This is a genomic window from Actinoplanes sp. CA-051413, assembly GCF_050955795.1.
Classification (GTDB): Bacteria; Actinomycetota; Actinomycetes; order Mycobacteriales; family Micromonosporaceae; genus Actinoplanes.
The window spans coordinates 8,541,629-8,554,535 of the sequence record NZ_CP192100.1 but is presented as its reverse complement, the minus strand read 5'-3'; the positions used below and the strand labels follow the sequence as shown (position 1 = coordinate 8,554,535).

Here is a 12,907-nt window from a genome sequence, read left to right as displayed (position 1 = left end):
GTGAGGCCGGTCACCATGAGATGACATGCCGTAATGGTCCCGGCACACCCTACGATCGCGGAAAGGTCGGCGGCCGGCCGCCTGCGAGACAAACAGGTGGAGACGTATGACTCCCGTGGTACTGATCGCTGAGGAACTGGCCCCCGCCGCCATCGACGTGCTGGCCTACGACTTCGACGTCCGCCACGTGGACGGCACCGACCGGGTCGCCCTGCTCGCCGCGCTGGCCGAGGCCGACGCGATCATTGTGCGCAGTGCCACCAAGGTCGACGCGGAGGCGGTCGCCGCCGCGCCGCGGCTCAAGGTCGTCGCCCGGGCCGGTGTGGGTCTCGACAACGTCGACGTGCCCGCCGCCACCGCGCGGGGCGTCATGGTGGTCAACGCCCCGACCTCCAACATCGTCTCCGCCGCCGAGCAGGCGATCGCCCTGCTGCTGTCCGTGGCCCGGAACACCGCCGCTGCCAGCGCCGCGCTCAAACGGGGCGAGTGGAAGCGCGCGAAGTACACCGGTGTCGAGGTGCAGGGCAAGACCGTCGGGGTGGTCGGGCTCGGGCGCATCGGGGTGCTGTTCGCGCAGCGCATGGCCGCGTTCGGAACGCGGCTGATCGCGTATGACCCGTACATCCAGCCGGCCCGGGCCGCGCAGCTGGGCGTGCGCCTGGTCGGGTTGGACGAGTTGCTGCGGGAGAGCGACTTCATCTCGATCCACTTGCCGCGTACCCCGGAGACGTTGGGCCTGATCGGTGAGAAGGAGCTGGCCACGGTCAAGCCGGGGGTGCGCATCATCAATGCCGCCCGCGGCGGCCTGGTCGACGAGCGCGCGCTGGCCGACGCGCTCGCCGAAGGCCGCGTCGGCGGCGCCGGCATCGACGTCTTCGTCACCGAGCCGACCACCGATTCCCCGCTGTTCGCCTTCGACAACGTCGTGGTCACCCCGCACCTGGGCGCGTCCACCGCCGAGGCGCAGGACAAGGCCGGGCTGTCGGTGGCCCGCAGCGTCAAGCTGGCGTTGCAGGGCGAGTTCGTGCCGGACGCGGTGAACGTGCAGGCCGGCGGCGTGGTCGACGAGGACGTCCGCCCGCTGCTCGGGCTCGCCGAGCGGCTCGGCAAGGTCTTCACCGCGGTCGCGGGCGGCATCGCGGCCAGCGTGACCGTGGAGGTCCGCGGCGAGATCGTGTCGCACGACGTGGCGGTGCTCAAGCTGGCCGCGACCAAGGGCCTCTTCGCCTCGGTGGTCGAGGAGCAGGTCACCTACGTCAATGCCCCGCAGCTCGCGGCGGACCGCGGCGTCGAGGTCGAGCTGGTCGTCGACCGCGAGGTCTCCGACCACCAGAACCTGGTCACGGTACGCGGCGCGCTGCCGGACGGGCGCACGGTGAGCGTGGCCGGGACAGTCACCGGTACGGGCACCCGCGAGGCTCGCAAGCTCACCCAGGTCGACGAGTTCGACCTGGAGCTCGGCGCGGGCGGCGTGCTGCTGTTCTTCCGATACGCGGACCGCCCCGGCGTGGTCGGCGCAATCGGCTCGATCCTCGGCGAGGCCGGCGTCAACATCGCGGCGATGCAGGTGGCCCGGCGTCAGCTGGGTGGCGAAGCGCTGATGGCGCTGACCGTCGACTCCTCGGTGGATGCCGAGCTGCTCTCCGCGGTCGCGGCCTCGATCGGCTCCGCCAAGGGCAGCATCGTCGACCTGCGCGACGAGGACTGACCGGACCGGCGAGGTCCGACGCGGACTGCCCGAAGCCGGCGCGGGTTGGCCGGGCCACGTGGGTTGGCCGGGCCATGCGGGTTGGCCGGGCCATGCGGGTTGGCCGGGCCATGCGGGTTGGCCGGGCCATGCGGGTTGGCCGGGCCATGCGGGTTGGCCGGGCCACGCGGATCAACGAGTTTTTACCGGGGGCGGATAAACCGTGCCGTCCTGCAGGTCGAGCAGGTCGAGATTGAGCTCGCCGGCCAGTTTCTCGATCGTCTCGAGCACCGCATCGGGGCACTGCTCGTCCAGCCGCATCTGGATGTGGTCCGCCGCGGCGTGCAGCGGGGCGCTCGCCCAGGGCGTGCCGGGCAGCGTCGCGCGCGGCCCGCGGTCGGGGTAGTTGCTGGTCAGGGCGTCATAGAAGGCGACGACGCGCGGATCGGCGGGGCGCTGTGGGTGCTCGCCGCGGGCGCACCGGGCGTTCGCGGCACGCACGTCATCCGGCATGGCCGAGTTGTCCATGGCCCACACCACGAGGTCGAAACTCACCGGCGCATGGTGCCATACCGCCGGGCGGTGAAGTCGGTTGTCGCCCCGACACGCGGGGGATGCGTCTTGCGCGACATTAGTCCGCATCGCTAGCGTTGGTCCTGCCGCGCGGGCTCCATGGCCGTGTCTTCGGGTGATGCTGTCGTGGTCGCTCCGCGTGGAGGATGCACCCCCGGCGGGCGCGAGCCACGCGTACCTGTCGTGACAGCCCCCGCGATCGTTGCCGCGATCGACGGGGGTTGTTCGCGTCCGGGTCCTTAACGAATCTTCACCCATACTCTGGGACCGCCGTGTCAGTGATCGGGACAGCGGACTAAGGTCGAGCGGTCGGACCGACTGAGGGAGTGGACGTGACGGTGGCGCGGATCGCGGTGGTGGCCGGCGACGGCATCGGGACCGAGGTGACCGCGCAGGCGCGCAAGGTGATCGAGGCCGTCCTCCCGGATGCGGAGTTCGACGACTACGACCTGGGCGCGCGCTTCTACAACCGCACCAAAGAGGTTCTGCCGCAGGCCATCCAGGACGAGCTGGCCGCGCACGACGCCATCCTGCTCGGCGCCATCGGTGACCCCAGCGTCCCGCCCGGCGTCCTCGAGCGTGGCCTGCTGCTCAAGCTCCGCTTCGACTTCGACCAGTACGTCAACCTGCGCCCGTCCCGGCTCTGGCCCGGCACGGTCAGCCCGCTCGCCGGCCTCAAGCCCGGCGAGATCGACATGGTCGTGGTCCGCGAGGGCACCGAGGGTCTCTACGTCGGCGCCGGCGGCGTCCTGCACAAGGACACCCCCGCCGAGATCGCCACCGAGGAGAGCCTGAACACCCGGCACGGCGTCGAGCGGGTCGTACGCGACGCGTTCGGCCGGGCGCAGCGCCGCGAGCGGCGCCACCTGACCCTCGTGCACAAGACGAACGTGCTCACCCACGCGGGCGGGCTCTGGGCGCGCACCTTCGCCGCCGTCGCCGCCGAGTTCCCCGACGTCACCACGGAATACCAGCACATCGACGCCGCGAGCATGTTCATGGTGAGCAACCCGCAGCGCTACGACGTGGTGGTGACCGACAACCTCTTCGGTGACATCCTCACCGACATCGCCGCTGCCGTGACCGGCGGCATCGGCATGGCAGCCAGCGGCTCCGTCAACCCGGAGCGCAAGTACCCCTCGACCTTCGAGCCGGTGCACGGCTCCGCGCCGGACATCGCCGGCCAGGGCATCGCCGACCCGGCGGCCGCCATCCTCTCCGCGTCGCTGCTGCTCGAGCATCTCGGGCACCCCGACGAGGCCCGCCGAGTATCCGAGGCGGTCGCCGCCGAGGTCGCGTCCCGCACACCGGGCGCGCCGCTGCGTACCGCCGAAGTAGGAGACCGGGTCGCCGCCACCGCGGCCGCCTGACCTCACCCTCTCCCCGTCATCCCGCCGGTCTGCCGGCGGTCGATGACGCATGCCCGGCTGTCGGCTTTGAACGACCGTTCGGGGTAAGTTCATGGAGCACTACGGGTGCTACCTCTTCATTCTTTGTGACAGAAAGCAGGTCAACTGCCATGAGTGGTGGTGACAACCTCGACTTCGAGATCCGTCCGAACCCGGCGCCCGTAAGCGACGCGGACAGGACCACACTGCTGGCCAACCCGGGCTTCGGCCGGATCTTCACCGATCACATGGTCACCGTCCGGTATGCGGAGGGCAAAGGCTGGTACGAGCCCCGGGTCGAAGCCCGCGCCCCCATCCCGATGGACCCCGCGTCAGCGGTGCTGCACTACGCACAGGAGATCTTCGAGGGCCTGAAGGCCTACACGACTGCGGACGGCGGCGTGACGATGTTCCGCCCGGACGCCAACGCCGCCCGCTTCGGGCAGTCCGCCCAGCGGATGGCCATGCCGGTGCTGCCGCAGTCGATGTTCCTGGAGTCCCTGCGCCAGCTGATCAGGATCGACCGGGGCTGGATCCCGGAGAGCGACGAGGGCAGCCTCTACCTGCGCCCGTTCGCGTACGCCAGCGAGGTCTTCCTCGGTGTGCGCCCGTCGATGGAATACCTCTACCTGGTGATCGCCTCGCCGGTGGGCGCCTACTTCAGCGGCGGGGTCAAGCCGGTGACGGTCTGGATCACGCCCGACTACACCCGGGCGGCGCCCGGCGGCACGGGCGCGGCGAAGTGCGGCGGTAATTATGCGGCCGGCCTGTCCGCCCAGGCCGAGGCGATCGAGCACGGCTGCGACCAGGTGGTCTACCTGGACGCCGTCGAGCGCAAGTACGTCGACGAGCTCGGCGGCATGAACGTCTTCTTCGTGCTGGACGACGGCTCGCTGGCGACGCCGCCGCTGACCGGCACGATCCTGCCCGGCATCACCCGCGACTCGGTCATCAAGCTGGCGGAGCGGGACGGGCGCCGGGTCGAGGAGCGGCCGGTCAGCTTCGAGGAATGGCGCTCCGGGGCGGCCTCGGGCCGGATCCGCGAGGCTTTCGCGTGTGGCACCGCGGCTGTCATCACCCCGATCGGCACTGTGCGGTCGCCGGAGGACGAGTTCACCGTGGCCGACGGCGGCTCGGGTGAGGTCACCATGGGGCTGCGTCAGCAGCTCGTGGACATCCAGCGGGGCCGGGCCGAGGATCCGTTCGGCTGGGTGCACCGAGTTCTCTGAGTTGCTGGTGGCGGGGATCGCGAGGCGGTCCCCGCCCGGGCGTCAGTACCGTTGCCGCATGGACATACCGGGCCGGACGCAGCTGCCGATCATTGCCGTCGCCAGTGGCAAAGGTGGAGTGGGCAAGTCGAGCATCGCCGTCGAGCTCGGGCGTGAGCTGGTCCGGGCCGGTTATCGGACGGGGCTGGTCGACGCCGACATCGCCGGTCCCGACGTGCCGCGGATGCTCGGCCTGCGCCGTGACGTGCCGGCCCGGTCGGTCACCCTCGCGCGGTGGACCGGCGGCGGTTCCGGGCTGGAAGCGATGGAGGTCGACGGCCTCAAGGTCGCGTCGGCGGGGTTCCTGATGGCCGGCGGCCAGGGTCTCGCGCTCGGTTCCGACCTGGCCGACCTCATGCTCGGCCGGCTCATCGGGGAAACGGCCTGGGGTGACGTCGAGGTTCTCCTGGTTGATCTGCCGCCCGGCATCAGCTTCACCCAGCAGGGCGTGCTTTCCGGGGCCGGCCGGGTGGCGACGATCCTGGTGGTCACGCCGGCCGAGGTCTCCCATCTGGACACCGGCCGGACTCTCGCGACACTGCGCGAGGTACGGACGCCGGTGCTGGGCGGAGTGGAGAACATGGCGTACTTCCGGTGCCCCTGCTGCGGTGAGGAGACGCAGCTGCACACGCCGGCGCCTGATGAGCGCACCATCTGGGCCGGCGGGGTCGAACGGCTCGCCCGGCTTCCGTTCCGCCCCGACGCGGCGATCGACGGCGCCGATCTCGCCCCCGTCGTACACGCCGCGGCAGCACACATCGCGGGGTGACGGCCGCGCTCAGCGCGGGGTGACGGCCGCGCTCAGCGGGGCGACGGCCGCGCTCAGCGGGGTGACGGCCGCGCTCAGCGGGGCGACGGCCGCGCTCAGCGGGGCGACGGCCGCGCTCAGCGTGGCGTGTCCAGGAGCGTCTGGAGGACGTCCTCTGCAGCCGGCATGCCGTTGATCTCGGCCTGAACGACCCGGGCCCGCCGGGTCAGGGCCGTGTCCTCCAGCAGCTCGGTCGCGGTGTGCGCAACCGTTTCCACCGACAGGTCCGCCGGCGGCACCACCAGGGCCACGCCGGCCTCCACCGCTGTCGCGCTGTTGGCGAACTGGTCCGCCCCCTGCGGCAGGATCAGGTGTGGCAGGCCATGGCAGAGCGCGGCGACGATTGTGCTCGCGCCGCCCTGGGTGACCAGGCCCGCGCATTGCGGCAGCAGCAGGGCGTGCGGTGCGAAGTCGGCGATGCGGACGTTCGACGGCTGCGGGCCGAAGCGGTCCGGGTCGCTGCCGGGGCCGGCCGTGACCAGCACGTTGACCGGCAGGTCGCGGAGGCCGGCCAGCGCCGTCTGGAAGACGTCGGTCGCGCCGAAGAACAGTGTGCCCAGGGTCAGGTGCAGGCTGCGGTCGTAGGGCAGTTCGTCCACGTTCCACGGCAGGCGTTCGCCGGGCAGGACTTCGCCCGAGGTCGGGCGTAGCGGCCGGCGGTTGCGGAAGGCGCGGACGGCGTCCGCCTGCAGGGCCGGCGGGCAGTTGTCCAGGTACGGAATGTCGAGGATGGTCACCGGCAGGTCCGGCACCTCCCATTGGCTGCTCAGGTCGCCGAGCCGGGCCCCGAACCAGTCCCAGGCCTCGGCCGGCAGCGGACCGAGGCCGTGCACCGCGTGCCGGGCGCCGGTGCGGGCCGCGGCCACCGCGCCGGCGAGTTCGGTGATCGGGTGCACCACCAGGTCGGGCTTCCACTCCTCGGCGCGGGGCACCAGACTGGCGGCCCGTTCGAACGCCGCCGCGCCGAACATGCCGCCGATCACCGTGGCCATCCGGCGTTCCGGCGGGACCGCGCCCAGGTCCGGTACCCGGGAGCGGAAGGCCGCGTCGGATTCCGTACGGCTCGGGCCGATGTCCCAGGTCGTCAGCCCGCGCCGGCGCGCCTCGGTGACGCCCTCGGCGCCGGAGGCGACGACGACGTCGTGGCCCGCCTGCTGGGCCGCCCGGATCAGCGGGAGCAGGGGGAGTAGATGCCCATGGGCCGGCCAGGTGCTGACGAGGACTCGCATGGACGGCAAGTAGACACCCGCCGCGCCGCCGTGTCTGTCAGGCGGGCGTCAGCAGGTGCTCGCGCATGCTCGCCAGCTGCGCGGTGCTGAGGCCGATGTCGCGGACGTACTTCTCCACCGAGCCGTGGCGTTCGCGCAGGTCCCGCAGGAACAGCAGCATGGCGTCCTGCGGGCAGTCGAACATGTGGTACTTGTCGTGCACCAGCTCCGGCTTGGTCCGCAACAGGTACGCCGTCAGCGACTCCATCGCGGCCTCGGTCAGCGCATAGTCCTGCGCGATGTCCGTATCGGACACTCCGAGCAGGGACAGCGTCAGCGCGCACACCACGCCGGTGCGGTCCTTGCCGGCCATGCAGTGCACGACCACCGGGGCCGCCGCCGGATCCGCGATAACGCCCAGCGCCGCGGCCAGTCCGGCCTGCCCGTCCTCGGCGAAGTTGAGGTAGCGGTCGGCCAGCCAGCGCTCGTGCGGGATGTCTCCGGAGTGCTCGACCGACTCCCAGTCGACGTGTTCCAGCACCAGGTTGCGGTAGTCCAGCCCTTCGGAGTGCGGCACCCGCCCGTGCTGCTCCACCTCGAACGGCCGGCGCAGGTCGATGACGGTGCGCACGCCCAGCGCCTGGAAGGTCTCGAGGTCGGTGCCCTTGAGCCGGTGCAGGGAGTCGGCGCGGAACAACCGCCGCCAGCTCACCGTGCGCCCGTCGAGGCCGGGATAGCCGCCGACGTCGCGGAAGTTGTAGCTGGTGGAGAAGGTCAGGCTGCGGGGATGATTGTCGACGGCCACCCGTCCAACCTAACCGCCACCGTCACGTTGCAGCCGTGTCGAATTACTCACCCGTACGGGATCGGGTGTCTCAGCTTGTGGATTCTGGGGTCTCATCGTGGCGGCGCGTGGCATGCTTCGGGGCGTGACCCACTCCGTGCTGATTATTCGCACCTAGCGCGCCGGCTGAATCTCCGCCGACGTGCAGACCTCCCGCATCCGCGGGGGGTCTTTTTGTTGGGTCGTCAGTCTCGGAAAGGAACCCCCATGACCTACCAGGTGTTCGACACGACGCTGCGCGACGGCGGGCAGCGCGAGGGCATCAGCTACTCGGTCGTCGACAAACTCGCAGTCGCGCGGTTGCTGGACGAGTTCGGCGTCGGCTTCATCGAGGGCGGCTGGCCCGGTGCCATGCCCAAGGACACCGAGTTCTTCGCCCGGGCGCGCACCGAGCTCCAGCTGAAGAACGCGGTGCTCGTCGCGTTCGGGGCGACCCGCAAGGCCAACGTCGACGTGGCGCAGGATCCGCAGGTGCAGGCGCTGCTGGACGCCGAGACGCCGGTCGTGTGCGTGGTCGCCAAGTCGGACATCCGGCACGTCGAGCGGGCCCTGCGTACCACCGGCGAGGAGAACCTGGCGATGGTCCGCGACACCGTCGCGCACCTGGTCGCCAACGGCCGCCGCGCGTTCGTGGACTGCGAGCACTTCTTCGACGGCTTCCGCTACGACCCCGATTACACCGCCTCCGTGGTCCAGGCCGCGTTCGAGGCCGGCGCCGAGCGCGTCGTCATGTGTGACACCAACGGCGGCATGCTCCCGTCGATGATCACCGCCGCGATCAACGACGTGGTGGCGCGCACCGGGGTCGCCCCGGACCAGCTCGGCATCCACTGCCAGAACGACACGTCCTGCGCGGTCGCCAACACCGTCGCCGCCGTCGAGGCGGGCGTCGAACACTTCCAGTGCACGGCCAACGGCTACGGCGAGCGGCCCGGCAACGCCGACCTGTTCGCCGTCGTCAGCAACCTGCAACTCAAGCTCGGGCTGAAGGTCCTACCGGACGGATGCCTCGAGAAGGCGACGCGGGTGTCCACCGCGCTCGCCGAGATCGCCAACATCGCCCCCGACACCCACCAGGCCTACGTCGGGGCCGCGGCATTCGCTCACAAGGCGGGGCTGCACGCGAGCGCGATCAAGGTGGATCCGCTGCTCTACAACCACGTCGACCCGTCGGTGGTGGGCAACGACATGCGGATCCTGGTGACCGAGATGGCCGGCCGGGCCAGCATCGAGCTCAAGAGTCGCGAGCTCGGGCTGGACCTGGCCGGCCACCCCGACACCCTCACGGCGGTCACCCGCAAGGTCAAGGAACTGGAGGCGGGTGGCTGGTCCTTCGAGGCCGCGGACGCGTCCTTCGAGCTTCTCGTACGCGGTGAGCTGCCCGGTGCGGACTTCGTGCGGCCGTTCGCGCTGGAGTCGTACCGGGTGCAGGTCGAGCACCGCGAGGACGGCTCGGTGGTCTCCGAGGCCACCGTCAAGGTCCGCGTACGCGGTGAGCGCGTCATCGCCACCGCCGAGGGCAACGGCCCGGTCAACGCCCTCGACGAGGCGCTGCGCGTGGCACTGTCCAAGCACTACCCGGAGCTGAAGTCCTTCGAGCTGGCCGACTTCAAGGTCCGCATCCTGGAGGGCTCGCACGGCTCGAACGCGATCACCCGGGTCCTGGTGGAGACCAGCGACGGCGCCCGCGACTGGACCACGGTGGGCGTGCACGAGAACGTGGTCGAGGCGAGCTGGAAGGCCCTCACCGACGCGCTCACCTTCGGTCTGGCCCGGGCCGCCGCGGCCAGCACGAGCACCAGCACCGCGGCCTGATCCGGCTCAGTCGCGCCTGGCCATCACCCGCAACGTGATGGCCAGGCCGGCCGCGCCCCACGCCGCCAGCACCAGGAACGGCAGCATCGACACGCCTTCCGGTGGCGTGGCGAGCGTTTCCCGGATGGCCCGGGCCATGGACTCGAACGGCAGCACCCGGTGGACGTCCTGCAGCCACTGCGGGAGCCGGTCGGCCGGGAAGTTGATCGGCGAGAACATCAGCGCGATGAAGACGATGAGCTGGCTGACCATGTTGGTCACCGGCGGCGCGGCCGCGTACGCGATCGCGAAGCCCACCGTGGTCGCGGTGAGCGCGACCAGCAGCACCGCCGGGACGACCAGCCAGCTCACCCGCAGGGTGAGGTCGAAGCGCAGCACCGCGACCAGCAGTCCCAGCAGCAGTCCCGGAGTGCCGGCCACCAGCCAGGTGGTGATGTCGGCGCCGAGCACCGCGGTGCGCGGCACCGGAAGTGTGCGGTTGTAGGCGAACGTGCCCGCGGTCTTGGCCTCGGCCACCAGCTGCGGTGCCAGCACCATGCCGATGGTGATGAGGGCCAGCGTGGGTGCACCGGTGGTGAGGTGCAGCGCGGTCGCCGGGTCGACCGACGGCAGCAGGAACGCGAAGCCGATGACGATGCCGATCGACATCATGGTCTGGATGACCAGGATCATCGGCAGCAGGTAGCGCAGCCGGATCGCCGACCAGCGCAGCAGGAGCAGGTAACTACGCAGCCAGTGCCGCATCGCCGGTGACCTCCTCGGTCAGGCGGACGTAGACGTCCTCGAGGCTGACGGGGTTGAGGGAGAAGCGTGTCGTCCGGCTCTGCGCCCAGGCGACGGCGAGGTGCGCGTCCGCCGCGGCGACCGTGAACGTGCGCCGGCCGCCCTCCCGGTGCTCGGCCAGTGACCAGCTCGGTGCGGGGTGGTCGTCCGCGCCGGTGAGCTCCAGCCGCATCTCGCGGCCGGCGGCGAGGGTGGCCGGGGTGCCCGCGGCGGCGACCCGGCCGTGGTCCAGCACCACGACGCGGTCGATCGCGCGTTCCGCCTCGGTGATGTTGTGGGTGACCAGCACGACGCCGTGCCCGTCGGCGGCCAGCGCGCGCACCTGTTCCCAGAGCAGCCGGCGGCGCACCGGGTCGACGTCGTTGGTCGGCTCGTCGAGCATCACCAGGCGGCCGGGCTCGACGACCGCCATGCAGAACGCGGTGAGCCGGCGCACGCCGCCCGACAACCGTTCGCCGGCCTGGTCGGCCCATTCGCCGAGGTCCAGCGCGGCCAGTAGCTCATCGGTGCGCCGGCGGACCGCCCGGCGGCCGCCGCCGCGGAGCCGGCCGACGATCTCGATCGCCTGCCGGGTGGTGACGCCGGTGAGTGGCGCCTGCGCCTGCGGCTGGAACGAGCAGGCTGTGCGGGCCCAGGCCGGCTCGGCGACCGGGTCGCGGCCGAGCAGGGTGATCCGGCCGGAGGTCGGCCGGACCAGCCCGACGATCTGGCTGAGCAGGGTGGTCTTGCCGGCGCCGTTGTGCCCGAGCAGGCCGAGCACCTCGCCCGGGGCCACGTCGAGGCTGATGCCGTCGTTGGCCCGTACGCCGCGGCGGTAGACCTTGGTCAGGGTGTCGATGTGCAGCACGGTCGCCTCACATACCAATCGGTATTCGGATACCACTCAGTATCTGGATACCGGTCGGAATGTCAATCGGGTAGCTTGGCGACCATGACGCAGCGACTGACCCGGGCCCAGCAGCAGGAGGTGACCCGTGCGCGGCTGCTCGACGCGGCCGAGACGCTCTTCGGCGACCGCGGCATCCACCAGACCTCGCTGGACGAGATCGCCCGGGCCGCCGGTCTGACCAAGGGCGCCATCTACGCCAACTTCGGCAGCAAGAAGGACCTGATCACCGCGATCCTGGAGCGCAAGCTGGCCGCCGACGACGGCGCCGGCGACCGGCCGCCCGGGGAGACGCTGCCGGCGTGGGCGGACGTGCTCGGCGCCAGTTACGAGCGGAACGTCGGCCGCCCGGAGATCCAGCGTTTCGCGATGGCCTTCGTCGAGCTGTGGCTCTACGGCATGCGCGAGGAGTCCGGCCGGGAGCCGGTCGGCCAGTGGCTGCGGACGGTGCGCGCATCGAGCGCGGAAGAGCTCGCCGAGCTCGCCGGTGACGATCTGCCGATGCCCGCCGACCAGCTGGCCGCCCTGGTGCTCGCCCTGGACATCGGGGTCGGGCTGCAGCACTGGCTGGACCCGGAGGCGGTGCCGGCGGACACCTACCGGGCCGGGCTGCGGGCCGTCTTCGGCCGGGAGCTCAGGCCGCCGGGAGACGCAGAGTCGCGATGATCGCGCGGTGGTCGCTGTCCGGGATGCCGTGCACGCTGACCGCGCCCACCCCCAGGCGGCGGTCGGCCAGCACGTGGTCGATGGTCACCGGCGGCAGCGGGTCGCCGTCGTACGGGCCCCACGTGCCGACCAGCCCCTGTCCCGCGGCGTCGGCGGCGTCCCGGTAGCCATCGCTGATCAGGTCCCGCATCGCCTTGTGGTCCAGCGTCGCGTTGAAGTCGCCGAGCAGGATCCGGGGCGCGCCGTTCGGGTCCGGGCGCGGCTCGGCGTCCAGGTCGTCGCGCCAGCCGTCGAGCATCTCCAGCGCGGCCGGCGCGAGCGGATGGGCCGACTCGACCGTGACGGCGACCGCGCCCGGGGGCTGGACCGTCCCGTACGCCTGGTTGAAGCCGCCGCCGTTGCGCCGTACGCCCGGGTCGGTGATCGGGTAGCGGGAGTAGAGCCCCGAGCCGCTCGCCCCGAACTCCCCGCCCAGCGACGAGTACGGCAGCAGCCCAGCCAGCCCGGCCGCGGCGAGATTGCGCTGGCCGTTCGGGCTGAACTCCTGCACGGCCAGCACCGCCACGTCGTTGTCCCGGACCAGCTTGACGATCGTGGCCGCGTCGGCGTTGCCGAAGAGCATGTTCGACGTCATCACGTGCAGCGCCACGCCACCCTGCGGACCCCGGTCACTGTCGGCGAAAGCGCGCGGCAGCACCGCCACCGCGAACAGCGCGAAGGTGACCGTCGCGACCGTCGCGGCCAGCCAGCGCCGGGTCGCCAGCGCCGCGATCAGCGGCACCACCGACCACGCCGCGACGTACGGGGTGAAGGCGAGGAACTGCACCAGCGCGCCCCGCTCCCAGCCGCTGAGCCGGAGCAGCGCCCAGGCCGCGCCCGGCAGCACGAGCAGCCACAACAGGACGTGCCAGACCACCCGCCGGACCCGGACCGGTTTCGCCACGGGCGCCGAGCTGGTGATCGTCATGGCGGCGACGGTAT

At 71.5% G+C, this 12,907-nt stretch carries 12 protein-coding genes; 6 read left to right on the top strand and 6 right to left on the bottom strand.

Annotation, left to right across the window (positions count from 1 at the left end; translation table 11 throughout):
- Positions 1-106 precede the first annotated feature (106 nt).
- Complete coding sequence (gene serA / locus ACQP2Y_RS40335; RefSeq protein WP_433721597.1) at positions 107-1,708, top strand: phosphoglycerate dehydrogenase; 1,602 nt, start codon at positions 107-109, stop codon at positions 1,706-1,708.
- A 171-nt stretch (positions 1,709-1,879) separates the two neighbouring features.
- On the opposite strand, the gene ACQP2Y_RS40330 is transcribed toward serA, so the two are convergent.
- The gene (locus tag ACQP2Y_RS40330) at positions 1,880-2,215 is read right to left on the bottom strand and encodes a hypothetical protein (protein ID WP_433732253.1); all 336 of its coding nucleotides are present in this window, start codon (positions 2,213-2,215) and stop codon (positions 1,880-1,882) included.
- A 383-nt stretch (positions 2,216-2,598) separates the two neighbouring features.
- Here ACQP2Y_RS40330 and ACQP2Y_RS40325 point away from each other — a divergent pair, with 383 nt between their 5' ends.
- The 3 genes from ACQP2Y_RS40325 to ACQP2Y_RS40315 all read left to right on the top strand — a co-directional run bounded on the left by ACQP2Y_RS40325 (position 2,599) and on the right by ACQP2Y_RS40315 (position 5,685).
- Entirely contained in the window at positions 2,599-3,630 is a 1,032-nt protein-coding gene (locus ACQP2Y_RS40325; protein ID WP_360829338.1) for a 3-isopropylmalate dehydrogenase, read from the top strand.
- Positions 3,631-3,779: 149 nt separating this feature from the next.
- Entirely contained in the window at positions 3,780-4,877 is a 1,098-nt protein-coding gene (locus ACQP2Y_RS40320; protein WP_433721596.1) for a branched-chain amino acid aminotransferase, read from the top strand.
- A gap of 58 nt (positions 4,878-4,935) precedes the next feature.
- A complete protein-coding gene (locus tag ACQP2Y_RS40315) occupies positions 4,936-5,685 on the top strand; it encodes a P-loop NTPase (RefSeq protein WP_433721595.1) in 750 nt (249 codons plus the stop codon).
- Between the two features lie 116 nt (positions 5,686-5,801).
- Here ACQP2Y_RS40315 and ACQP2Y_RS40310 read toward each other — a convergent pair whose 3' ends face one another.
- Complete coding sequence (locus ACQP2Y_RS40310; RefSeq protein WP_433721594.1) at positions 5,802-6,953, bottom strand: glycosyltransferase; 1,152 nt, start codon at positions 6,951-6,953, stop codon at positions 5,802-5,804.
- Positions 6,954-6,990: 37 nt separating this feature from the next.
- Positions 6,991-7,737, bottom strand: a complete 747-nt coding sequence (locus ACQP2Y_RS40305; protein WP_433721593.1) for a tyrosine-protein phosphatase — start codon at positions 7,735-7,737, stop codon at positions 6,991-6,993.
- 246 nt (positions 7,738-7,983) lie between these two features.
- Here ACQP2Y_RS40305 and cimA point away from each other — a divergent pair, with 246 nt between their 5' ends.
- Positions 7,984-9,591: a citramalate synthase gene (gene cimA, locus ACQP2Y_RS40300; protein WP_433721592.1), complete on the top strand. Its 1,608-nt coding sequence runs from the start codon at positions 7,984-7,986 to the stop codon at positions 9,589-9,591.
- A gap of 6 nt (positions 9,592-9,597) precedes the next feature.
- On the opposite strand, the gene ACQP2Y_RS40295 is transcribed toward cimA, so the two are convergent.
- Both ACQP2Y_RS40295 and ACQP2Y_RS40290 read right to left on the bottom strand, forming a co-directional pair.
- On the bottom strand, positions 9,598-10,335 hold the full coding sequence (locus ACQP2Y_RS40295) for an ABC transporter permease (RefSeq protein ID WP_433721591.1): 738 nt from the start codon (positions 10,333-10,335) through the stop codon (positions 9,598-9,600).
- Positions 10,316-11,221: an ABC transporter ATP-binding protein gene (locus ACQP2Y_RS40290; protein WP_433721590.1), complete on the bottom strand. Its 906-nt coding sequence runs from the start codon at positions 11,219-11,221 to the stop codon at positions 10,316-10,318. The genes ACQP2Y_RS40295 and ACQP2Y_RS40290 overlap by 20 nt, the downstream gene beginning before the upstream one ends.
- A gap of 84 nt (positions 11,222-11,305) precedes the next feature.
- Here ACQP2Y_RS40290 and ACQP2Y_RS40285 point away from each other — a divergent pair, with 84 nt between their 5' ends.
- Positions 11,306-11,926, top strand: coding sequence for a TetR/AcrR family transcriptional regulator (locus ACQP2Y_RS40285; protein WP_433721589.1), 621 nt, complete (start codon positions 11,306-11,308; stop codon positions 11,924-11,926).
- Here ACQP2Y_RS40285 and ACQP2Y_RS40280 read toward each other — a convergent pair.
- A complete protein-coding gene (locus tag ACQP2Y_RS40280) occupies positions 11,895-12,893 on the bottom strand; it encodes an endonuclease/exonuclease/phosphatase family protein (RefSeq protein ID WP_433721588.1) in 999 nt (332 codons plus the stop codon). The genes ACQP2Y_RS40285 and ACQP2Y_RS40280 overlap by 32 nt on opposite strands.
- Positions 12,894-12,907 lie beyond the last annotated feature (14 nt).

Bases quoted from the DNA above. Each gene is read 5' to 3' on its own strand.
- ACQP2Y_RS40280 (WP_433721588.1), bottom strand. From the start codon at position 12,893: ATGACGATCACCAGCTCGGCGCCCGTGGCGAAACCGGTCCGGGTCCGG.
- ACQP2Y_RS40295 (WP_433721591.1), bottom strand. From the start codon at position 10,335: ATGCGGCACTGGCTGCGTAGTTACCTGCTCCTGCTGCGCTGGTCGGCG.
- ACQP2Y_RS40315 (WP_433721595.1), top strand. From the start codon at position 4,936: ATGGACATACCGGGCCGGACGCAGCTGCCGATCATTGCCGTCGCCAGT.
- ACQP2Y_RS40310 (WP_433721594.1), bottom strand. From the start codon at position 6,953: ATGCGAGTCCTCGTCAGCACCTGGCCGGCCCATGGGCATCTACTCCCC.
- ACQP2Y_RS40330 (WP_433732253.1), bottom strand. From the start codon at position 2,215: ATGGACAACTCGGCCATGCCGGATGACGTGCGTGCCGCGAACGCCCGG.
- ACQP2Y_RS40320 (WP_433721596.1), top strand. From the start codon at position 3,780: ATGAGTGGTGGTGACAACCTCGACTTCGAGATCCGTCCGAACCCGGCG.
- cimA (WP_433721592.1), top strand. From the start codon at position 7,984: ATGACCTACCAGGTGTTCGACACGACGCTGCGCGACGGCGGGCAGCGC.
- serA (WP_433721597.1), top strand. From the start codon at position 107: ATGACTCCCGTGGTACTGATCGCTGAGGAACTGGCCCCCGCCGCCATC.
- ACQP2Y_RS40285 (WP_433721589.1), top strand. From the start codon at position 11,306: ATGACGCAGCGACTGACCCGGGCCCAGCAGCAGGAGGTGACCCGTGCG.